The sequence below is a fragment of the Roseovarius halophilus (ex Wu et al. 2025) genome (assembly GCF_047086965.1).
Window position 1 is genome coordinate 1 of record NZ_JBKOTX010000102.1, and the last position, 20,236, is coordinate 20,236.

The window sequence follows — 20,236 nt, forward strand, 5'->3', positions numbered from 1 at the left end:
TCGCTCCCGCGCATCGCCCAACGTGCTCCGCAACTCCCCCACGCGATCGGTCAGGTCGGCGTTGCGCTGCTCGGCCAGCCCCAACGCGCGGGACAGTTCATCGCCGCGATCCAGCCCTTGCGGGCGACATGCCGGTCCTGCTGCGGGGGGAACCAGGTGGCCGGGGCCCCCTCGGCCAGCGCCCGCAGGGGCCGCAGTTTCGATCCTTCGGTGATCGCCATGGCACAGCCCGAGGCCATGGCCGTCTTGGCCGCCGAAAGCTTGGTCTTCATGCCGCCCTTGGACAGGCCCGACCCGGCGTCGCCCGCCATGGCCTCGATCTCGGGTGTGATCTCCTCGATCAGGTCGAACCGCCGCGCGCCGGGGTCGGTCTGCGGGTTGCCGGAATAGAGCCCGTCGACATCCGACAGCAGGATCAGCTGGTCGGCCAGAACGGTCATCGCCACCCGCGCGGCCAGCCGGTCGTTGTCGCCGTAGCGGATTTCATCGGTGGCCACGGTGTCGTTCTCGTTGACGATGGGCACGGCCCCCATGGACAGCAGGGTTTCCAGCGTGGCGCGCGAGTTGAGAAAGCGGCGGCGGTTCTGGGTGTCCTCTAGCGTGACAAGCACCTGCGCGGTGGTGATTCCATGCGGGGCCAGCGCCTCTTCATAGGCGCGGGCCAGGCGGATCTGGCCCACAGCGGCGGCCGCCTGCGACTGTTCCAGCGTGAGCGCCCCTGGGCCGAGGCCCAGCACCCCGCGCCCCAGCGCGATGGAGCCCGAGGAGACCATCACGACATCCGCGCCCAGCCCCTTGAGCCAGGCCACGTCCTGCGCCAGCGCCTCGAGCCAGCCCGCGCGCAGCGTGCCGCTGGCCCGGTCCACCAGCAGGGCCGAGCCGATCTTGACGACAACGCGCTTGGCCTCGCTCAGGGGTGCCACCTGTCCTCGTCCTCTTGCTCGTCTTGCTTGCGCCGCAGACGGTCCGAGTCGATCTGCGCGCGCAGGGCGCGCAGGACCTCCGTGACCCCCTCGCCCGTCGCGCCGGACATCTGCAGCACCTGTGCCCCGGTGCCTGCCGCGATCTCCTCGGCAAGGAAGGCGCGTTCCTCGGGGTCCAGCGTGTCGATCTTGTTGAGCACGGTCACCCGCGGCTTGTCCCCCAGCGCGCCGGCATAGGCCTCGAGCTCGTCGATGATGGTGCGGTAATCGCCCACCGGGTCGCCCGAGGTGCCGTCGATCAGGTGCAGCAGCACCGCGCAACGCTCCACATGGCCAAGAAAGCGGTCGCCCAGCCCGCGCCCCTCGTGTGCGCCCGCGATCAGGCCGGGGATATCGGCCACCACGAATTCCACCCCGTCCACGCCAACGACGCCGAGGTTCGGCACGAGCGTGGTGAAGGGATAGTCGGCCACCTTGGGCCGCGCGTTCGAGGTGGCGGCAAGGAAGGTCGATTTGCCCGCATTGGGCAGGCCCAGAAGGCCGACGTCCGCGATCAGTTTCAGACGCAGCCAGATGACCCGCTCGACCCCGTCCTGGCCCGGATTCGCACGCCGTGGGGCCCGGTTGGTCGAGGTGGTGAAGCGCAGGTTGCCCCAGCCGCCGTTGCCGCCCTTGGCCAGAACCACCCGCTGGCCCACTTCGGTAAGGTCCGCCAGCACCGTCTCCTGGTCCTCGTCCAGGATCTCGGCGCCCACGGGCAGGCGCAACACGATGTCCTCGCCATCGGCGCCGGTGCGCTGGCGCCCCATGCCGCCCTGGCCGTTGCGGGCAAAGAAATGCTGTTGGTAGCGGAAGTCGATCAGGGTGTTGAGCCCCTCGACGGCCTCGGCCGCGACCGAGCCGCCCTTGCCGCCATCGCCGCCATCGGGGCCGCCGTATTCGATATACTTCTCGCGCCGGAAGCTGATGCAGCCGTTGCCCCCGCTGCCAGAGCGGATGTTGACCTTGGCGAGATCGAGAAATTTCATGAAGCAGGGGCCTTTCGGGCATTCAGGTGCGCGGGATACGGCATTGCCCCGGGCCGCTCAAGGGGTAGGCCGTGTCAACGGCCCGGGCGGCGCGGCGTTGGGTCGACCGATCGCCCGCGCGCCGGGACCAGCCGCAGGCGTCACGCCCCCATCCGCCGGCTGTAGGTCCAGGTGCGCACGATCGCGCCGCGCGCCACGCAAAAGGCCTCGGCATCACCCAGGTAGTCAAAGCCCGCGTTGGTCAGAACCCGGGCCGAGCCGGGATTGTCCTGGAAGACCTCGGCAAAGACCTGCGTGGCCCCGTGGGGATTGGCCGCCAGCAGCGCCTCGACCGCTGCCGTGGCGATGCCAGCGTTCCAGAAGGCAGGCGCGACCCAGAAGCGGATTTCGGATTGTTGCCGGTCCATGCGTTCCAGCTTGAGGATACCCATGACCTCGGCATGGCCCAGCCGGGCGCCGTCAATCACCCAGACATCCACCGAATGCTCGGGATCGACGGCGGTACGCAGCAGCGACTCGACGGTGCCGGGGGGCAGCGGATGGGGAATGTCGCGGGTCATGCGTGCCACCCGTTCATCCCCGGCATAAAGCTCGATCAGGCCGGTATCCGAGCGCCGCATGGGGCGCAGTAAAAACCGCTCACTGGCGATCTCGGCGGCCCTGTCGGGCCCCTGGGGCAAGTGCTTGTCGATTATCATCGGCTTTCCTCCTCCGAAAGCCCGGGGGGCAATTTCAAGAAATGGCGGCGACCGGACCGGAGCGCAAGCCGCCTGAACGAAAAAGGGATCGGCGGTTTCGCCGATCCCTTTCAAATGTTTTGAAACCTGTCGGGTCCGGCTTATTCGGCGGCCTCCGCCGCGGGCTGTACGGAAATGAAGGTGCGCCCCTTCAGACCCTTGTGAAAGGTCACATTGCCCTCGACCGTGGCGAAGATCGTGTGATCCTTGCCTTGGCCGACGCCCTGACCGGGCCACCATTTGTTGCCCCGCTGGCGCGCGATGATGTTGCCGGGAATGACGGTCTCGCCGCCATATTTCTTGATGCCAAGGCGGCGACCGGCAGAGTCGCGACCGTTGCGGGATGAACCGCCTGCTTTCTTGTGTGCCATCCGTGTCTCTCCTCTCGGTCTCTTACTTGACCATGTCCTTGGCCTGATTCACCCAGCCTTCACGCTCGATCCGGCCCTTGAAGCTCAGCTTGTCATCCATATCAGCAATGTCGGCCTCGGTCCACGCCGCGATCTGGGCGAAGGTTGTCACGCCGGCGGCGTTCAACTTCTTCTCCAGGGCGGGGCCCACGCCGGACAGCTTCTTGAGGTCGTCGCTTGCCGCGGTGTCACCCTCGGGGGCTGACGCAGGGGCTGTCTCGGCCGTCTTCTTCGGCGCGGCTTTCTTGGCGGGCTTGGCAGCCTTGGACGCGGCGTTGGCCACGACGCCCGCACCACCCAGAGCGGCCTTGACGCCCGAGGTCTCGGCTCCCTTTTCCAGGATATCCGTGATGCGCACCAGCGTCAGCTGCTGACGATGCCCGCGCGTGCGCTGCGAGCCGTGCTTGCGGCGGCGCTTGACGAACTTGATCGTCTTGGGGCCCTTGATCTGGTCGATCACCTCGGCCTGGACCCCGGCGCCCGCGACCGTCGGGGTGCCGACGGTGCCGTCAACCATCAGGACATCGTTGAACTGAACCGTCTCGCCGGCTTCGGCGGCGATCTTCTCGACACGCAGAACGTCACCCGAGGTGACCCGATACTGCTTGCCGCCGGTCTTCATAACCGCGAACATGCGTCTCTTCCTTTTGCTTCCGCGCCCTGTGGCCCCCGCCCGTGCGGGTGTTGCGGGCCTTGCGCCCACCTCGGACAGCGCCCCGTGCGGGGTCTCTGTTCAAATGCGAAACCGGTGCGCCCTGCACCGGTCGAGCGGCTATGCACCAGCGACACGCCGCAGTCAAGAGCCTGCCAAGCCCTCGCGCCTCTCGGCCGCCGCTGCTGCACCAGCCGGACGGTCAGCGTGCATCACGCACCCCGGCCCGGCTCTACAGATCACGCGCAGCCATCGTCCGCGCCACCGCGCGCCCCAGGGCCCGGCTGATGTCCTCGAATTCACCGTCAAAGGCGTCGAACAGCACCCGGTTGATCCGCTGGCCCGGCCCGGTTTCGGCGAAGTCGGCATAGGCCCTCAGGTCGGCCTCGTCCAGCGGCTGGTAGGCCAGCAGCGTGAAGCCATAGACCCATTCGGTCGTGCTGGTGCGGATCTCGGGCTCCTGCGCCCAGACATCCGAAAGGATGCCGTCCTCGCTCATGTCGCCGCCCAGGGCGCCGCCCTCGGACAGGCCCAGGAGGAAGGCATAATTCGCGTTCATCGCGCCCATGACGTTGCGCTCGATCAGGTCGTTGGCCTGCACGAAACGCGCGGCCAGGCGATAGCGCGGGGTCTCGTCGGCCATGGCGAGGGCGGCCCGTTCGCGCGCGGCCTCCTCGACATCCTCGTCCAGCAGGGCCTCGCGCGCGCTCAGTTCGAGGGCAACCACCTCGCGGCCCAGATCGGAGCGGTAGAAGGCGTGCAGCGCCTCAAGATCGGCCCCCTCCAGCCCGGCCACGAAATCCTGCCGGATGTTCTCGACCATGCGGTCGGTCTCGTAGATGCCGGCCACGGTGGAGGTCCAGTCGCGGCTTGGACTGCCGCCCAGCATGTCCCGGGCGAGGGTCTCGCCGTAGTCCAGCCCCTCTTGCTGCATCACGGCGATCATCTGCGGCAGCTTCATCCGCTCGAAAAGCGCCGCTGCGTCCCGCTCCTGTGCCGCCATTGGCGTCGCAACGACGGCCAGAAGCGCAAACACAATGGCAGGCAGGGCGGCAGGACGACGGCAGCGCGGCATGGCAAACTCCATTTTCGATACAGCGCGTTGATAGGGCACAGCCCCGCGCATTCCAAGGCAAGGCACGTCAAACACCATCGACATGACGCGATTGTCAGGAAAGGGGTTGCACAGCCCGCACCACCGGATTATCCCGCCGGACCAGACCCCCGCGGAGAGGTGCCGGAGTGGTCGAACGGGGCGGTCTCGAAAACCGTTGACCCTTCACGGGGTCCCAGGGTTCGAATCCCTGTCTCTCCGCCACATCTTTTGTGCAAACTCCTCATATCGGTCGACTTTCTGTTGAGCTGGATCGTCAAGGTACGAAACGCGGTACATTTTGGCGCTTGAGCTGTACCGCGTGGTCGGAGCCTAGCGTATCGAGGGGATCGAGTCAGCGGGCGTTTCGGGCCGGATGTGTCCTGGGGGGCCTCCCGTTTTTGGTATGTGATGATCCTGGTTGTCCCGCCGCCTTTGGGCGCGGCGGGGGTTGGATGTGTGGTCTCCGGGTTTTTCAATCGTGCGCGCGCAGGGCCTGCGGCCCTGTCGCGGGGGCTCCGGACGTGTGTCCGGAGCCCTTCGGGTTGGTGGGTTGGTTGGGGGGCGTGTCCGGCGCGGGGCGACGCGATGGCTCACCATCAGCTTCAGCGTGACGGGCACGACATCGCGCGTTGCACCGTGGAGCAGCTCATGCACCTTCAAGGATTACAAGGGGTTGTGCGCGGCCAGAAGAAGACAACCATCCCCGATCCAGCGCAGCCTTGCCCCCGATGACAAGGTCAACCGGCAGTTCGTGGCGACCATGCCCGACCAGCTCTGGGTATGGGATTTCACCTATGTGTCGACATGGGCGGGGATGGTCTACGTCGCCTTCGTCATCGATGTCTTCGCGCGCAAAATCGTGGGCTGGCGCGTCTCAACATCGATGACCACCGGCTTTGTTCTCGATGCGTTGAACCAGGCCATCTGCCAACGATGCCCGGCCGAGGGCGGTGGCCTGATCCATCACTCCGACCGCGGCAGCCAGTACCTGTCCATCCGCTACACCGAGCGCCTGGCTGATGCCGGCAGCGACACCTCGGTGGGCAGCGTGGGCAACAGCTATGACAACGCGCTGACCGAGAGCATAATCGGCCTGTTCAAGACCGAGGTCATCAACCTCCTCGAGCCTTGGAAATCCATGGCCCAGGTCGAGTGGGAGACCCTGCAATGGGTAAGCTGGTATAACAACGAGCGGCTACACAGCGCCATCGGGCATCGGCCGCCGCCGGAAGTGGAGGAGGCGTTCTACGAACAGATGAACACCCTTGAAAACGCCGCGCAGGTTTTGAACAAGAAAGCCTCTCGGAAACCTGGGGCGGTTCAGATTTCTTACCCATCGCACCCATTTGGGAGCGAAAATGAACAAGAAGGCCGGAGCATCCAAGGGCGCGGCCGACATGCAGGTGAAAGGATTCAAGCGCAAGACGCGCAAACAGTATTCGGCTGAAAAGAAGATAAGGATCGTGATGGCGGAGCAGCGCAAGTCCCGGATGCCAGGCAGGTGCCACCATGCATCTGTTACGCGCCGCGCAGGCGCGCGACGAGGAAAGGGGTGAGGTACATTGGTATCTGATAACAACCGACAAAAATCATCAGCGGGGCGAACACGTCTTCGGGGACCGCGGTGAGAAAAAGTGCCAGGTTGCGGTTGCCAGCTGCGATGGTGATCGCGTGCGCTTCGCTGACCGGAAGCGCGTGGCGCGTGGCGATCCACGCACCGATGCTTTGCAGCAGGTAGAGCCCTCCCGCAAAGGCCAGCGTTACGGCCACAATGCCGGGTGAGGCCAGCAGCGCCGGCCCGATTGCAGACATGAGGCCAATCACCACAAGGGCCATTGCCAGCGCCATGGCCCCGTCGAGCGCCGGGCGCACCCGCGCCTCACACAGAATTGGAAAGGAGCGGCGTAGCCCGTGGGCGATACCGCTCGCCAGAACAACGATCAGCAACAACCGCGCGACCGCACCCAGAAGGGCGGGTACGTCGGAAAAGAGCGGAAGAACCGCGAAGACCGGCGCCGCCGTGAACGGCAAAAGCGCGGTGCCCAGCGAAAGTTGCCGCAGTGACGCGCCGACATTCGCCCCGGACATTGCCGCAAGACCCGGCGAGCCTGTAATGGGAGACGCGGACATAGCCAGTACGGCGGCGATCGCCAGCGGGTGATCGATCCACCCAAGTGCCCAGACCCCCCCGGCCGCAACCAGCGGCAACCCGCACTGAAGCAGCGCGACGGCCAGAACGGTCCGCGGCAGCGCGCCACGGCGCGGTAGCGCCGCAACAGGCCCTTCGCGCAGCGCCGCCAGGCACAGCATGACGACGATGAAAGGTACGATGGCCGGTGCCATCGCCCGCGCCAAGGTCGGCATCGCAATCCCCACAAGCAACCCCGCCACCAGAAGCCATCGGCCCCACGCGGCAAGCGCGGCAAGCGGTGTCAAACCGTCGTCGCCGCCCGGGCAGCCTGGTCGTAGCTGCCCGACAGCGCCCTGAGCAGCGCCGCGAGGCGCGACATGTCTTCGGGTTGGAAGCCCAGCTCTTTTGCCAGGTCCACAAGCAGCGCCTCGCGTACGTCGCGGTAGCGGCCGCACAACGCCCGGCCTTCGTCGGTGATGCCGACCGTCTTTTCCTTGACCTTGCGGGCCGTGGACACAAGCCCGCGTTCGGACAGCTTGCGCACGGCATAGGTGATCAGGTGCGTGTCCTCGATATGCAGGACAAGCCGGATATCGGCCAGCGTCTTCTCGCGATCGCGATGGTTGACCTGGTGCAGGATCAGCACCTCCAGCGGGGCCATGCCGGGCTCTCCGGCCGCGTCCATGCACCGGACGATCCAGCGCTGAAAGGCATGGTTCGACAGGGTCAGGGCATACTCGACCTCGGACAGTTCGGGCAGATCCGATTGCGCGAGATGGGCAGAGCTAACGACCGGCCCGATATTCGTATGATGGTCCTTCGTCATGGCGCGCTCATCGTGACATCATGGTGGATGGAAGCCATAGGGCGATTTGGGGGAATACCGACAGGATCGCGGTCGCCAGCACCAGCAGCAGGAAGAACGGCAGGGCGTATTTCGCCACCGCGAAGATGTCGCGCCCGGTGATGGTCTGGATCACGAACAAGTTGAAGCCGACCGGCGGGGTGATCTGGCTCATCTCAACCACCAGGACAAGGAAGATGCCGAACCAGATCGGATCGATGCCGGCGGCCGTCACCATCGGCAGAAAGATCGACACCGTCAGCACGACGATGGAAATGCCGTCGAGGAACATCCCCATAACGATGAAAAAGAGCACCAGCATCGCCAGCAGGTGATATTGGCTCAGGCCCAGCTCGCCGATCATGCGCGCCAGTTCCCGCGGGATGCCGGTGTAGCCCATCGCGACCGTCAGGAACGAGGCCCCGGCCAGGATGAAGGCGATCATGCAGGTGGTGATGGTCGCCGCGCGCAGGCTGTCTGCGAGACCGTGCCAAGACAGCGCGCCGGTGGCGCCGGCCAGCACGATGGCGCCGGTGACGCCGATCACCGCGGCCTCGGTCGGGCTCGCGACGCCGAGGTAGATCGACCCGATCACCGCCACGATCAAGCCCACGACGGGCAGCAGGCGCGCCATCGCGCGCAGCGCCTCGCGCCGGTCGACGGGCGGCTCCACCTCGGGCAGCGCGTCGGGGTGCGTCAGCGACCAGATCATGATCCAGCCGATAAACAGCCCCGCCAGCATCGCGCCGGGCACAACGCCGGCGAGAAACAGGCGCGCGATGGATTGCTCGGTCGCAGCCCCGTAGACGATCAGGATGATCGACGGCGGGATCAGGAAGCCGAAGGTGCCCGCGCCGGCGAGGCTGCCGATGGCCATGCGCTCGTCGTAGCCGCGCGTTTTGAGCTCGGGCAGCGACATGCGTCCGATGGTGGCGGTCGTCGCCGCGGACGATCCCGAGACGGCGGCGAACAGTCCGCAGGCCAGCACGTTTACATGGAGCAGCTTGCCCGGCAGCCGTGCGGTGAAGGGCGCGAGGCCGGAAAACATGTCCGACGACAGGCGCGAGCGCACGAGGATCTCGCCCATCCAGATGAACATCGGCAGCGCCACCAGCCCCCAGACCGACAGCCCGCCCCAGACCTTGGTGGCAAAGACCAGTTCCGGCGGCGCCGGGGCGGCCAGCACCATCGCCGTCAGCCCCACCAAGATCAGCGCGAAGCCGACCCAGAGGCCGAGCGCCAGCGCGCCGAACAGGACCACCAGCAGGATCGGGGCAAGGGTGGCGATCTCCATCACTGGCCCTCCTCGGTGTTGCGTTCGGCGGAGCCAAAACCCGGCTCGCCGCCGCGGGCCAGGGTGACGGCGCTGTCGATCAGCGCCACCGCGAACAGGCCCAGGCCGAAGGTCATCACACCCTGCGGAACCGCCAAGGGGATCGGGATCACGCCATAGCTGACCGAGCCGAAGCGGATGCTGTCGACCACCTGCAGCGCGCTGGAATAGGTGGCGAACACGGCCAGCGCGGCGGCCGCCAGACAGACGCAGGCGCCCAGCCAGCGGGTCGCGGCCTCTGGCAGCGATCGGATCAGAAGTTTCACGCGGACATGGCTGCCCGCCTGCAGAGTTCCGGCAAGGCCCAGGAACACCGCGCCGGTGAACAGGAAGGAACCGAATTCGGCCAGGGACGGGATCGTCAGCCCGGGGGGCGGGAGTTCCAGAAGCCGTGCGACCCGGTCCGTCAACCGTCCCAGGATCTGCCCCAGCACCAGCACGGCGATCATCGCGAAGGTGATCGCGGCCAACCACAGCGCGACGTCGTAGACACGGTCCAGCAGGCGGCGCATCGGCAGACCCTTTCAGCAGAAACGAGTGGCGGGGCCTGCCGGCCCCGCCCGCAGATCACATGCCCGACGCGGCCTCGTAGGCCTCGATGACCTCGGTGCCCTCTTCGCCGGCCTCCTCGAGCCATTCGTCGGTCATCGTCTGACCGATCTCGGCCAGCCGGTCGGACAGCGTGTCAGAGGGCTGCGACACGGTCATGCCGTTTTCCTCCAGCGTCGCGATGCCGGATTCGGTCTCGGCCATCGACATCTCCCAGCCGCGGGTCTCGGCCTCGGCGGCGGCACTCATGATCGCCTCTTGCGTGGCGTCGTCCAGCGCCTCGAAGGCCTGGGTGTTGACGAACACCATGTTCTTGGGCAGCCACGCCTGCGTGTCGGTGTAGTGCGAGGTGAAATCCCAAGCCTGGCTCGACACGCCGGTCGAGGGGGAGGTGATCATCGCGTCAACCCGGCCGGTGCTGAAGGCGGTCGGGATGTCGCCTGTTTCAATCTGCGTCGGCACCGCGCCCATCAGCTGCGCCAGACGCTCTGTCGCGGCGTTGTAGGCCCGGAACGACGCCCCCTCGAGGTCCGAGGCGCTCTCGATCGGGTCCTGGCTATAGAGCGACTGGCCCGGCCATGGCACGGCGAAAAGCAGCGTCAGCCCCTGGGCGGCCAGCTTCTCCTCGACCATGGGGCGCGAGGCGTCCCACAGCGCGCGGGCTTCGTCGTAGCTCGATGCCAGGAACGGGATCGAATCGACGGCAAAGATCGGGTCCTCGTTGGCGAGCCGGCTCATGAGCACCTCGCCCATGGGCGCAAGGCCGCGACGGACAGAGTCCTTGATCTCGGGATGCCCGTAAAGCGAGCCGGCAGAATGGACGGTGATGTCGAGATCGGTCGTCTCTTCCACATCTGCGGCGAATTGCGTGATGTTCTGCGTGTGGAACACGCTGTCGCCATAGGGTGTCGGCATGTCCCAGTTTTGCGCTGCGGCAGGCAAGGCAAGGGCCGAAGTGGCAAGCACGGCCGCGAGGCCGCGAAAGGCGGTGAAGGTCATGGTCGTCTCCCTGGTCTACGGGCGGCTGTGTCCTGAACCCAGGCCGCCACCCATGGTTCGGATGCTATGAAGTTGACGGGGTGTCGATAATTTGTCAACGTTTTAACAACAAATCATGAATGAGGGTGTGACGGATGCTTAATGAAAAGGCGGGGCGGTGGGATTTCTGGATCGACCGTGGCGGCACCTTCACCGATGTGATTGCACGCGCGCCCGACGGGTCTGTCGATGCCATGAAGCTTCTGTCAGAGAATCCCGGGGCCTATGACGACGCCGCCATCGAGGGCATCCGCCGCTTTCTCGACGTCGCCCCCGGCGCCATCCCGCCGACGCGAGTCGGCACGGTGCGCATGGGCACGACGGTCGCGACCAACGCGCTGCTCGAACGCAAGGGCGACCGGACACTTCTGCTGATCACCAAGGGGTTCCGCGATGCCCTGCGCATCGGCTATCAGGCGCGCCCTGATATCTTTGCCAAACAGATCGTGCTGCCCGAACTCCTCTACGACCGGGTCGCAGAGATCGACGAACGCGTGCGCGCCGACGGCACCGTGGAAACGGCGCTCGACCTCGCTTCGGCCCGCGCTGCGATGCGAGACGCACGTGACGCGGGGATCGAGGCGGTGAGCATCGTCCTGATGCATGCCTGGCGTGCGCCGGAGCATGAAACGCTGTTGGCCGAGGCCGCGCGCGACATCGGTTTCACGCAGGTGTCGGTCAGCCACGAGGTGTCCCCCCTGATCAAGCTGGTGGGCCGCGGAGACACGACCGTGGTCGATGCCTACCTGACGCCGATCCTGTCGCGTTACGTCGAACAGGTGGCGAACGCACTGGGTGCGACCCCGCCCGACGCGGAGGGTCCGACATTGCAATTCATGATGTCGTCAGGCGGGCTGACGGCTGCCGACCGTTTCAAGGGCCGCGACGCAATCCTCTCCGGGCCCGCGGGCGGCGTGGTCGGTATGGCGCGCACCGGACAGATCGCGGGCGAGGACCGGGTGATCGGCTTCGATATGGGCGGCACCTCGACCGACGTGGCGCATTTCGACGGCGAATTCGAGCGGGCCTTCGAGACCGAGGTCGCAGGCGTGCGGATGCGCGCGCCCATGCTGCAGGTCCACACCGTCGCTGCCGGTGGCGGGTCGATCCTTCACGCAGAGACGGGGCGGTTCCGCGTCGGCCCCGACAGCGCGGGGGCCGATCCGGGACCTGCCTGCTACCGCCGTGGCGGGCCGCTGACGGTGACAGACGCGAACGTGATGCTGGGCAAGCTGCAACCGGATTTCTTCCCGCCGATCTTCGGCCCCGCGCAGGACGAACCCCTGGATCGCGACGCCGTGGCCGCCGCCTTTGCCGAGATCGCCGCGCGCGACGGCAAGACCGCCGAAGAGGTGGCCGAAGGCTTCCTGCGCATCGCGGTCGAGAACATGGCCAATGCCATCAAGAAGATCAGCGTGCAGCGCGGCTATGACGTGACCCGCTACCTTCTCAACGCCTTTGGCGGGGCGGGCGGGCAGCATGCCTGCCTGGTGGCCGACGCGCTTGGCATGACCAAGGTGCTCATCCACCCGCTTTCGGGCCTGTTGTCGGCCTACGGCATCGGGCTGGCCCGCGTGACCGAGGCGCGGCAGCGGGGCATGGAGACCGGGCTTTCACAAGACGCCGTACCCGGGATCGACACCGCCCTGAGCGAATTGCGCGCCGACGTGGCGGCGGCGCTGGCTGCGCAAGGGGTGGCCGAGGACGAGGCCGAGATGGTCGCACGCCTGCACCTGCGCTATACCGGGACCGACACCGCGCTGCCGGTCCTCTGGAATGGCGATGTGAGCCGCGCCCGCGCCGCGTTCGAGGCCGCGCACAAGACCGAGTTCGGCTTTACCGACCCGGACGCGGAACTGGTCATCGAGGCCGCCGAGATCGAAGGCCGCGCAGGCGAGGCGGCAGCCGACCCGGAGGCGCGGGCCGAGACACGCGACGGCGCGCCCGAAGCGGAGGCCACCATGCCGATCCATTCGGGTGGCAAGCGCCACGACGCCGCCGTGATCCGCCGAGAGGCGATCGCGCCGGGGCAGACCGTCGAGGGGCCTGCCCTGATCATAGAGCCGAACCAGACCATCGTCGTGGAACCGGGCTGGCAGGCGCAGGTCACCGCGCGCGACCACGTGATGATGACGCGCCGCGAGGCAGCCAGCCGCGCTGGGGCGATCGGCACGCAGGCCGATCCGGTCCTGCTGGAGGTGTTCAACAACCTTTTCATGAATATCGCAGAGCAGATGGGCGTCGCCCTGCAAAAGACGTCCCGCTCGGTCAACATCAAGGAGCGGCTGGATTTCTCCTGCGCTGTCTTCGATGCCGACGGCGCGCTCGTGGCCAATGCCCCGCACATGCCGGTGCATCTGGGTTCCATGGACCGCAGCGTGGAGACGATCATTCGCCACAACGAAGGCAATGTGCGCCCCGGTGACGTGTTCGCCCTCAACGCGCCCTATAACGGCGGCACCCACCTGCCCGACATCACCGTGGTCACGCCGGTCTTCGATTCGGCCGAGGCCAACATCCTCTTCTGGGTCGCCTCGCGCGGGCACCATGCGGACGTGGGCGGTATCGCCCCCGGCTCGATGACGCCCCGCGCCACCAACGTGGACGAGGAAGGCGTGCTCTTCGACAACGTCCTGCTCGTCTCCGAAGGTCGCTTTCGCGAGGACGAGATCCGCCGCGTGCTGACAGACCATCCCTATCCGGCGCGCAACCCGGAGCAGAACATCGCCGATCTCAAGGCGCAGGTCGCGGCCAATGCCCGCGGCACGGCCGAGCTGCTCGCGATGATCGACCAGTTCGGGCTGGAGGTGGTGCAGGCCTACATGCGCCATGTGCAGGACAACGCGGCCGCCGAGGTGTCGCGCGTGATCGGGCGGCTTTCCGACGGCGAATACGAATACCCCACCGACACCGGCCAGACGATCCGCGTAAAGATCACCGTGGACCGCGATGCCGGCGCGGCGGTCGTGGATTTCACCGGCACGTCCGAGGCGCAACAGAACAACTTCAACGCGCCCGAGCCGGTGACGCGCGCGGCGGTGCTCTACGTGTTTCGCGTGATGGTCGAAGCGGCAATCCCGATGAACGCGGGCTGCCTGCGCCCGGTGAAAATCATCATTCCCGAAGGCTCCATGCTGGCACCGCGCTACCCGGCGGCGGTGGTCGCCGGCAACGTCGAGACCAGCCAGCACGTGACCAACGCTCTCTTCGACGCGCTTGGTGCCATCGCCAACAGCCAGGGCACGATGAACAACCTGACCTTCGGAAATGAACGCCATCAATACTACGAGACTCTCTGCTCGGGCAGCCCGGCAGGGGTTTGGAACGACGGCACCGGCTTTGCGGGCACGTCGGCGGTCCACGTGCACATGACGAATTCGCGCCTGACCGATCCCGAAGTGCTGGAAGCCCGCTATCCGGTCCTGCTGGAGAGCTTCAAGGTCGATGAAAACTCCGGCGGGGGCGGTGCGTTCCCGGCGGGGGACGGGACGACCCGGCGCATCCGTTTTCTCGAGGACATGGACCTGGCGATCCTGTCCTCGCACCGCGATCGGCCACCGCAGGGCCTGGATGGCGGCGGTGCCGGCCGCGTCGGCCGAACAGAGGTTCACCGCGCCGACGGCAGCATCGAAACACTGCGCGCCGCCGACCAAGTGCCGATGAGCGCCGGCGACGCGGTTGTCGTCGTGACCCCGACGGCGGGCGGCTACGGCAAGGAGTGATAACACCTCGCGATCCCAGGTGATCGTGTCAATCGCGGACAAGTTCGCAAGCAGCTACGCCAAGTTGCCCGATTGGATCAACAGGCAGGTCGTCGAGGACGGGGATCGTGACGGCCTGACGCCGGCAGAGCGCGAGGAGTTCAGCCTGCGCCGTCGTAGACCAGCAGCAGGACCTCGGCCTCGACCCACGCCCGCCGGCCGGGGCGCGGCGGCAGGCGCAGCCAGACGCCATCGGTCCAGAGCGCCACGTTCAGGTCCCAGCCCACCCAGTCGCCGGTCGCGCCCGAGCCGACGATGTAACGGTCGCCATCGGCCGGAGAACCGGGCGGCGCTGTCGGATCCCGGTCGAGGACAGAGAGTTGCACGCGCCCGTCGAGGATCCGCAGCGCCTCGTTGTGGGTGACATGCTTCTGGGCCTGCGCCGCCAGGATGTAGGGCAGCAGGAGATGCGCGACCGAGAACAGCCGCTTGCGAGAGCGTCGAGGGCCGCGGCGCACCAGGCGGCAGGTCGTAGGCCTCCCGGTCCTGGCGGACCGCCTCGACGCCGCGGGCATCCGCATCGGCGGTGGAGAGGAGCCGCAGCGGGCTGGAGCGCCCGTCATGATTTAGGCTCGCGACACCAGCCGGATCGAGCACATGCGGAACAGCACCAGCGCGCCGGGCCCGCCCTCGGTGGGCCATACCTCGATCATCACGGCACGCGCGCCTTCCACCAGCCCTATCGGGCCGGTCTGCCCTGCCGGGCCTTCTCCGCCTTCAATCGGTTCCCTGGAGCGATTGATCCCTTCGGGACCGGCTACCAAGCCCCAATCCCGGCTGTAGGGCGGGATCGGAAACGGCTCGGGTCCGACGACCTCGCGCCAGACGCCCCGGGCCAGCCGGAGGCAGTCGCAGCCGACGCCGCGGAGGCTCGCTTGGTCATGGTACGGCTTGCCGAGCCAGGACCGCGCGATGGAGATGACGCTGGCGGGATCGGCAGCGGGGCGTGGCGCTGTCACAGCACACCCCCGTCATGCCCGCCGTCGGGCGAGGCGTAGCGCAGGATCGTGTCCTGCCCCGGAATATGCGGGAAGCCGCGGAAGCTCGTGGTGTTGGCGAACTTCGCACCGCAGGTCTCGATCCGCTTGTCGCAGCCGGCGCGGATGGTGAAGGCGTCGCTCTCGGCGATGGCGCGCCCGTCTGCCCCCGCGCTCGAACCGGTGGCGCGCGGGGGCATCTGCATGGGATTACTCCAGAACCGAAAGGCAGGATCAGGGCCGCAATGGCCAGGCCGAGGCGAATCCGGTGCGCGAACCGCGTGCGGGGGTCCTCGCACTCGCTGCGCAGCGCGCGGGCAAGGCGGAGAAGCTCAGTCATCCTTGCGCCCCTTGGCGGCGCGCAGCCGGGCGAGGACGACCTCGATGAAGGCCGGACCGAACACGCCGACGAGGTAAGCGGCGGACCCCGCGGCTCTCCCGGCCGGGATCACCTCGGGCGGCAGCCGCAGCCACGCCGCGATGATGGCCATCGAGAGGCTACCCATCCCGGTCGCGATCAGCCCGCCGAGCAGGATGTGGCGCAGCGCATCGCGCAGGCGCATCTTTGTCGTCAGCGCGTTCGCGGCGAACGCCTCGCAGGCATTGGCGGCATAGCCGTTGGTGACGACCAGTTCCCGCGCCCGCGCCAGCAGTTTTGGGCCGCCCGAGGCGACCAGCGCGTTGACGTTTTCCAGCGGCGGGTTCCAGCCGCGCAGACGCCGCCGGGACATCGCGCCCTCCAGCCGCGCGCGCGCCGGCGGGGCCGCCCCTGTTGGAGCGGCGAAACCGGTCGAACAGCCCATGGATCACAGCCCCTTCGTGGTCGTCACGCGCAGTTGCCGGACGATCCTACGCCCCTCCGCCGCCGCGATCTCACGGTCCAGCGCCTCTATCGCCCGGTCGATCTCCGCCACGCTGCGATACTCCACGGTCTTGCCATCATAGCTCACCCGCGCCACGCCCGAGGACCGCTGCGCCGAGAGCGCGTCGCGGCGGGTGCGGAGTGTTGCGGGATCGGACATGGGCACGCCCATCGGTGCGTCGTTGACATATGCGCCATTGGCGCATACATGACAGTATGACCATCGTGACTGTCGCCGAGACGCCAGAGTTCCAACGCCGCGCCCGTGCCATCATGAGCGACGACGAGCGCATGGCTCTGATCGATTACATCGCCCGCAACCCCACAGCCGGGGTCTCGCTTGGCGGTGGCGTCCGCAAGGTCCGGTTCGCACGCGCGGGCGGCGGCAAGAGTGGCGGGTATCGTGTCATTCACTTCTACGCCGGCGACGATGACATGCCGGTCTTTCTGATCGCCGTCTTTGCCAAGAACGAGAAGGCCAATCTGACCCGGGCAGAGACGGAAGCAGTCAAATCCCTCGGCAAACAGCTGGCCGAGAGCTACAGGAGCGCAAGATGAGCGACGCATTCAAGAGCATCGAACAGGGCCTCAAGGAGGCCATCGCCCATGCCCAAGGCGAAGGGGCGCTCACGGTCCACGAAATCAATATCCCCGACGCGGATGTTCAGGCCATTCGCGCCCGGACCGGACTCTCGCAGGCCGAGTTTGCCCGTAGCATTGGCGTGAAGAAATCCACGCTTCTGAACTGGGAACATCGCCGGCGTTCGCCGGAGGGGCCAGCCCGTGTCCTGCTTGCCCTGATCGACAAGGATCCAAGCATAGTTCAACGCACACTGGCGGGCTGAGCCTCACCCCATGTATCTTGAGCGCACCGTTCGCCGCCGCGCTGATGGCCGCGGCAGGGATTTCGCCAGCACCTCACCCGCCTCGGGCTTGACTTCGACGACAAGCTGGCGTTCCAGCTCCTGCCAGCGCGCCTCCGACCAGCGGTCGGTGCCCGCAATCCAGGCGGCGGCGCGGGCATAGACCCGGCAGTCCAGCGCCTCGTTGCGCTCGCGCAGTTTTTGCCATTCGAGCTTGGCGAAGCCGCGCTTGGCCTTGACCGTCACAAGCTGCTCAGCTGTCAGTTGCTTGAGCCATTCAGCATCGGCCCAGGACGGCAAGTGGACCGTTCCCGGCGGAAACGGTGCACCGGCCGTGACCTCTTCCGCGGTCGGCCGATCCTGCCGTAGGAAGCGGTAGGTCTCGGCTTTGAAAGTTGAAGTCGCCACGGACCACAGCCGCGCCCCGCGGCGCAGGCGTTTGCCGCCGACAGTCGCGTCCACAAAGGTCGGGCCCGTCACCGGGCTTGCCCGGTTGAACCCCTCAAGCCCCTTCACCGGTGCGACCTGCGCGAAGCCGACCTGCCGCGCCCAGCCATAGACCGCGCTGGTCTCGAACCCCGTGTCGATCGCGAGCCGCGCGATGGTCAGGTGCTCACCGCTCTCATGTCGCCATGTCCGCCCCAACAGCTCCGTCAGCTGCTGCCAGCAGGCGGGGTCGCCGGGCCCGCCCTCGATCACGACATGATCGACCAGCCAGCTTTCCAGCCTGCGGCCCCAGGCCCAGACGTCAATCTCGATCCAGTCCTTCTGCACATCCGCGCCAGCGGTCAGGAACAGCCCCTTGTCCGGCACGGTGCCCGCCTTGCATGCCTCGCGGCGATCCGCCAGCCGCTGCCAGTCGGGCGCCTCGCCGGTCTCGACCCATGTCTCGCCGAGCACCGTGTTGCGGAACTGAGTATTCCACGCGCATGTGGCCACGGATTCCACGATGATGTGGCCACCGGTTCCACGGCATGTGGCCACCCCTTGAGACATACCTGCGAGGCGATCTGAACCTGCCTATTCTGCGGCCCATTGAGGAAGCAGGAGAGCGAGATGGAAAGGTTGCCAATGCGCAAGATCAAGGATGTTTTACGACTGCGCGCGTCAGGGTATTCGACGCGCAGGATTGCCGACAGTCTGAGGCTGGGGCGGACGTCGACGCAGAATTACCTTCAGCGTGCCTCTGCGGCGGGGCTGTCGTGGCCGGATGTTCAAGATCTCGATGAGATCGCTCTCGAGCGACAGCTTTTCCGACAGGTGGCCGGCTCGGAAGCCCCTCTGTTCGTGGAACCGGACTGGGCAGAGGTCAATCGTGAGTTGAAGCGCTCTGGGGTGACCCTGCGCCTGCTTTGGGAGGAATATCGCGCATGTCATCCTAATGACGGGTATGGATATTCCGCCTGGTGCCAGCATTACCGAGCGTGGGTGAAGCGGTTGTCACCCTCCATGCGCCAGCGTCATGTCGCGGGTGAGAAGCTGTTCGTCGACTATTCCGGCGTGCGCATGGAGGTGACGGATCCCGTCACTGGCACGCGTCGTCCCGTCGAGTTGTTCGTCGCGGTGTTGGGCGCGTCGAATTACACCTACGCCGAGGCCAGTTATAGCCAGACGCTGCCGGATTGGATTGGCGCGCATGTCCGCGCGTTCGAGTTCTTCGGCGGTGCGCCGGCATTGATCGTTTCGGACAATCTCAAATCGGCGGTGGTGCGGGCGTGCTTCCATGAGCCGGGCGTCAACCGCAGCTATACCGATCTCGCGCGGCATTATCACACGGCGATCCTGCCAGCACGCCCTTACAAGCCGAAGGACAAATCGAAGGCGGAAGGCGGGGTGCTGCTGGTCCAGCGCTGGATTGTCGCGCGGCTGCGCAATCGGGTGTTCTTTTCGCTGGAAGAGTTGAACGCGGCCATTCGCGAAGACCTGACACGGCTGAATGCCCGCGTCAGCCGTCATCTTGGCGCCTCGCGCCAGCAGCTCTTCGAGCAACTGGACAAACCCGCCCTGATCCCGCTGCCCCCGACACGCCATGTTCATGCCGATTGGCAGAAGGTCACCGTTGGCGCCGATTACCACATCCGCATCGATGACCATTACTACTCAGTCCCCTATGACCTTGCGCGAGCGGCTCTTTGGGTGCGGATCACGGCCAGCACCATCGAGGCGTTTCGGGGCGGCAAACGTGTTGCCAGCCACACGCGCGCGGGTCCCGAGGATGGGCGCGAAACGACGGTGATGGCGCATATGCCCGCCAAGCACCGCCATTATGCCGGTATGACTGAAGAGAAAGTTCAGGCCGATGCTCAAAAGGTCGGACCGAACGTGGTCACGCTCGTCGAGGTCATCCTGCGCAACAAGCCCAGGCCGGAACAGGGCATCCGCGCCTGTGTCGGTATTCTCAAGCTGAAACGCGGCTCTGGTTCCGAGAGACTGGACGCGGCCTGCGCCCGGGCCCTGGCGCTCAATGCCTGCTCGCTCAAATCCGTCACCTCCATCCTGAAGAACCGCCTGGAGAACCAGCCCATAGAGGTGGCGCCGGACGCCCCCACCATCGCCCACGCGAATATCCGCGGCGCGCGATATTTCCACTGAACCAAAGGAGACACCGAATGCTTACACATCCCACCCACGAGGCGCTGTGCGCGCTCAAGCTCGACGGCATGGCCGAGGTCTTTGCCGAGTTGCTGGCCCGCGAGGGCAGCCGGCAGATGGATCCGGTCGAATGGATCGGCCTGATGCTCGACCGCGAAAGTGCTGCCCGTGACAGCCGACGCTTTCAGACGCGTCTGCGGGCGGCGAAACTGCGCGAGAGCGGTGCCTGCATGGAAGACGTCGATTATCGCGCCGCGCGCCAGCTGGACCGCGCGCTGTTCCGAAGCCTCCAGGATGGCGCCTGGATCACCAGACACCGCAGCATCCTGATCACCGGACCATGCGGGGTCGGGAAATCCTGGCTGGCTTGCGCCCTGGGCCATGAGGCCTGTCGGCAGGGCAAGGTCACCCTCTACTTCCGCATGCCGCGCCTGTTCGGC

At 66.6% G+C, this 20,236-nt stretch carries 18 protein-coding genes, 1 tRNA gene and 5 pseudogenes; 7 read left to right on the forward strand and 17 right to left on the reverse strand.

Annotated features, from left to right (window positions below):
- Window positions 1-98: 98 nt before the first annotated feature.
- From proB to ACH107_RS18845, 6 genes and pseudogenes are all read right to left on the reverse strand, one after another.
- Window positions 99-923, reverse strand: a pseudogene (proB, locus tag ACH107_RS18820) (glutamate 5-kinase); the annotation flags it as partial.
- Window positions 911-1,951 (reverse strand): GTPase ObgE, encoded by a 1,041-nt coding sequence (gene obgE / locus ACH107_RS18825; RefSeq protein ID WP_412507136.1) that lies wholly within the window; start codon window positions 1,949-1,951, stop codon window positions 911-913. The gene obgE and the pseudogene proB, both read right to left, overlap by 13 nt.
- Before the next feature lie 140 nt (window positions 1,952-2,091).
- A complete protein-coding gene (locus tag ACH107_RS18830; RefSeq protein ID WP_412507137.1) occupies window positions 2,092-2,649 on the reverse strand; it encodes a GNAT family N-acetyltransferase in 558 nt (185 codons plus the stop codon).
- 140 nt (window positions 2,650-2,789) lie between these two features.
- A complete protein-coding gene (rpmA, locus tag ACH107_RS18835) occupies window positions 2,790-3,059 on the reverse strand; it encodes a 50S ribosomal protein L27 (RefSeq protein WP_310691857.1) in 270 nt (89 codons plus the stop codon).
- A 22-nt stretch (window positions 3,060-3,081) separates the two neighbouring features.
- Window positions 3,082-3,732 (reverse strand): 50S ribosomal protein L21, encoded by a 651-nt coding sequence (locus ACH107_RS18840; protein ID WP_412507138.1) that lies wholly within the window; start codon window positions 3,730-3,732, stop codon window positions 3,082-3,084.
- 250 nt (window positions 3,733-3,982) lie between these two features.
- Window positions 3,983-4,825 carry a DUF2059 domain-containing protein gene (locus ACH107_RS18845; RefSeq protein ID WP_412507139.1) on the reverse strand — a complete coding sequence of 281 codons (843 nt, stop codon included), beginning with the start codon at window positions 4,823-4,825 and terminating at the stop codon, window positions 3,983-3,985.
- Window positions 4,826-4,978: 153 nt separating this feature from the next.
- Here ACH107_RS18845 and ACH107_RS18850 point away from each other — a divergent pair.
- Window positions 4,979-5,068, forward strand: a tRNA-Ser gene (locus ACH107_RS18850).
- A gap of 375 nt (window positions 5,069-5,443) precedes the next feature.
- Window positions 5,444-6,110: pseudogene (locus ACH107_RS18855) on the forward strand (IS3 family transposase); the annotation flags it as partial.
- A gap of 254 nt (window positions 6,111-6,364) precedes the next feature.
- Here the strand turns inward: ACH107_RS18855 and ACH107_RS18860 are convergent.
- From ACH107_RS18860 to ACH107_RS18880, 5 genes are all read right to left on the reverse strand, one after another.
- Window positions 6,365-7,189: a hypothetical protein gene (locus ACH107_RS18860; protein ID WP_412507140.1), complete on the reverse strand. Its 825-nt coding sequence runs from the start codon at window positions 7,187-7,189 to the stop codon at window positions 6,365-6,367.
- A gap of 89 nt (window positions 7,190-7,278) precedes the next feature.
- Window positions 7,279-7,803, reverse strand: coding sequence for a winged helix DNA-binding protein (locus ACH107_RS18865; protein ID WP_310692087.1), 525 nt, complete (start codon window positions 7,801-7,803; stop codon window positions 7,279-7,281).
- A 7-nt stretch (window positions 7,804-7,810) separates the two neighbouring features.
- The gene (locus ACH107_RS18870; protein ID WP_412507141.1) at window positions 7,811-9,115 is read right to left on the reverse strand and encodes a TRAP transporter large permease; all 1,305 of its coding nucleotides are present in this window, start codon (window positions 9,113-9,115) and stop codon (window positions 7,811-7,813) included.
- The gene (locus ACH107_RS18875; RefSeq protein WP_310692085.1) at window positions 9,115-9,666 is read right to left on the reverse strand and encodes a TRAP transporter small permease; all 552 of its coding nucleotides are present in this window, start codon (window positions 9,664-9,666) and stop codon (window positions 9,115-9,117) included. Before ACH107_RS18875 ends, ACH107_RS18870 begins: the two co-directional genes overlap by 1 nt.
- Window positions 9,667-9,721: 55 nt before the next feature.
- Window positions 9,722-10,702, reverse strand: a complete 981-nt coding sequence (locus tag ACH107_RS18880; protein WP_412507142.1) for a TRAP transporter substrate-binding protein — start codon at window positions 10,700-10,702, stop codon at window positions 9,722-9,724.
- Window positions 10,703-10,836: 134 nt separating this feature from the next.
- Between ACH107_RS18880 and ACH107_RS18885 the strand changes: the two genes are divergently transcribed.
- Window positions 10,837-14,463 (forward strand): hydantoinase B/oxoprolinase family protein, encoded by a 3,627-nt coding sequence (locus ACH107_RS18885; protein WP_412507143.1) that lies wholly within the window; start codon window positions 10,837-10,839, stop codon window positions 14,461-14,463.
- 140 nt (window positions 14,464-14,603) lie between these two features.
- Here ACH107_RS18885 and ACH107_RS18890 read toward each other — a convergent pair whose 3' ends face one another.
- The 5 genes and pseudogenes from ACH107_RS18890 to ACH107_RS18910 form a co-directional block, all read right to left on the reverse strand.
- Complete coding sequence (locus ACH107_RS18890) at window positions 14,604-14,960, reverse strand: DUF2793 domain-containing protein (protein ID WP_412507144.1); 357 nt, start codon at window positions 14,958-14,960, stop codon at window positions 14,604-14,606.
- A gap of 138 nt (window positions 14,961-15,098) precedes the next feature.
- Window positions 15,099-15,461, reverse strand: a pseudogene (locus ACH107_RS18895) (hypothetical protein); the annotation flags it as partial.
- A pseudogene (locus ACH107_RS18900) lies at window positions 15,458-15,637 on the reverse strand (phage BR0599 family protein); the annotation flags it as partial. The pseudogenes ACH107_RS18895 and ACH107_RS18900, both read right to left, overlap by 4 nt.
- A gap of 174 nt (window positions 15,638-15,811) precedes the next feature.
- The gene (locus tag ACH107_RS18905; RefSeq protein WP_412507145.1) at window positions 15,812-16,282 is read right to left on the reverse strand and encodes a phage portal protein; all 471 of its coding nucleotides are present in this window, start codon (window positions 16,280-16,282) and stop codon (window positions 15,812-15,814) included.
- 3 nt (window positions 16,283-16,285) lie between these two features.
- Window positions 16,286-16,501: a phage head-tail joining protein gene (locus ACH107_RS18910; protein ID WP_310702650.1), complete on the reverse strand. Its 216-nt coding sequence runs from the start codon at window positions 16,499-16,501 to the stop codon at window positions 16,286-16,288.
- 56 nt (window positions 16,502-16,557) lie between these two features.
- Between ACH107_RS18910 and ACH107_RS18915 the strand changes: the two genes are divergently transcribed.
- Window positions 16,558-16,899 carry a type II toxin-antitoxin system RelE/ParE family toxin gene (locus tag ACH107_RS18915; RefSeq protein ID WP_412507146.1) on the forward strand — a complete coding sequence of 114 codons (342 nt, stop codon included), beginning with the start codon at window positions 16,558-16,560 and terminating at the stop codon, window positions 16,897-16,899.
- Window positions 16,896-17,186: a helix-turn-helix domain-containing protein gene (locus tag ACH107_RS18920; RefSeq protein ID WP_412507147.1), complete on the forward strand. Its 291-nt coding sequence runs from the start codon at window positions 16,896-16,898 to the stop codon at window positions 17,184-17,186. The genes ACH107_RS18915 and ACH107_RS18920 overlap by 4 nt, the downstream gene beginning before the upstream one ends.
- A 3-nt stretch (window positions 17,187-17,189) precedes the next feature.
- Here ACH107_RS18920 and ACH107_RS18925 read toward each other — a convergent pair.
- Window positions 17,190-18,113, reverse strand: a pseudogene (locus tag ACH107_RS18925) (terminase gpA endonuclease subunit); the annotation flags it as partial.
- 147 nt (window positions 18,114-18,260) lie between these two features.
- Here ACH107_RS18925 and istA point away from each other — a divergent pair.
- Window positions 18,261-19,796, forward strand: coding sequence for an IS21 family transposase (istA, locus tag ACH107_RS18930; RefSeq protein WP_412507148.1), 1,536 nt, complete (start codon window positions 18,261-18,263; stop codon window positions 19,794-19,796).
- A gap of 17 nt (window positions 19,797-19,813) precedes the next feature.
- Window positions 19,814-20,236 (forward strand): ATP-binding protein (locus ACH107_RS18935; protein ID WP_412507149.1); only part of this gene is annotated, 423 nt, incomplete at its 3' end.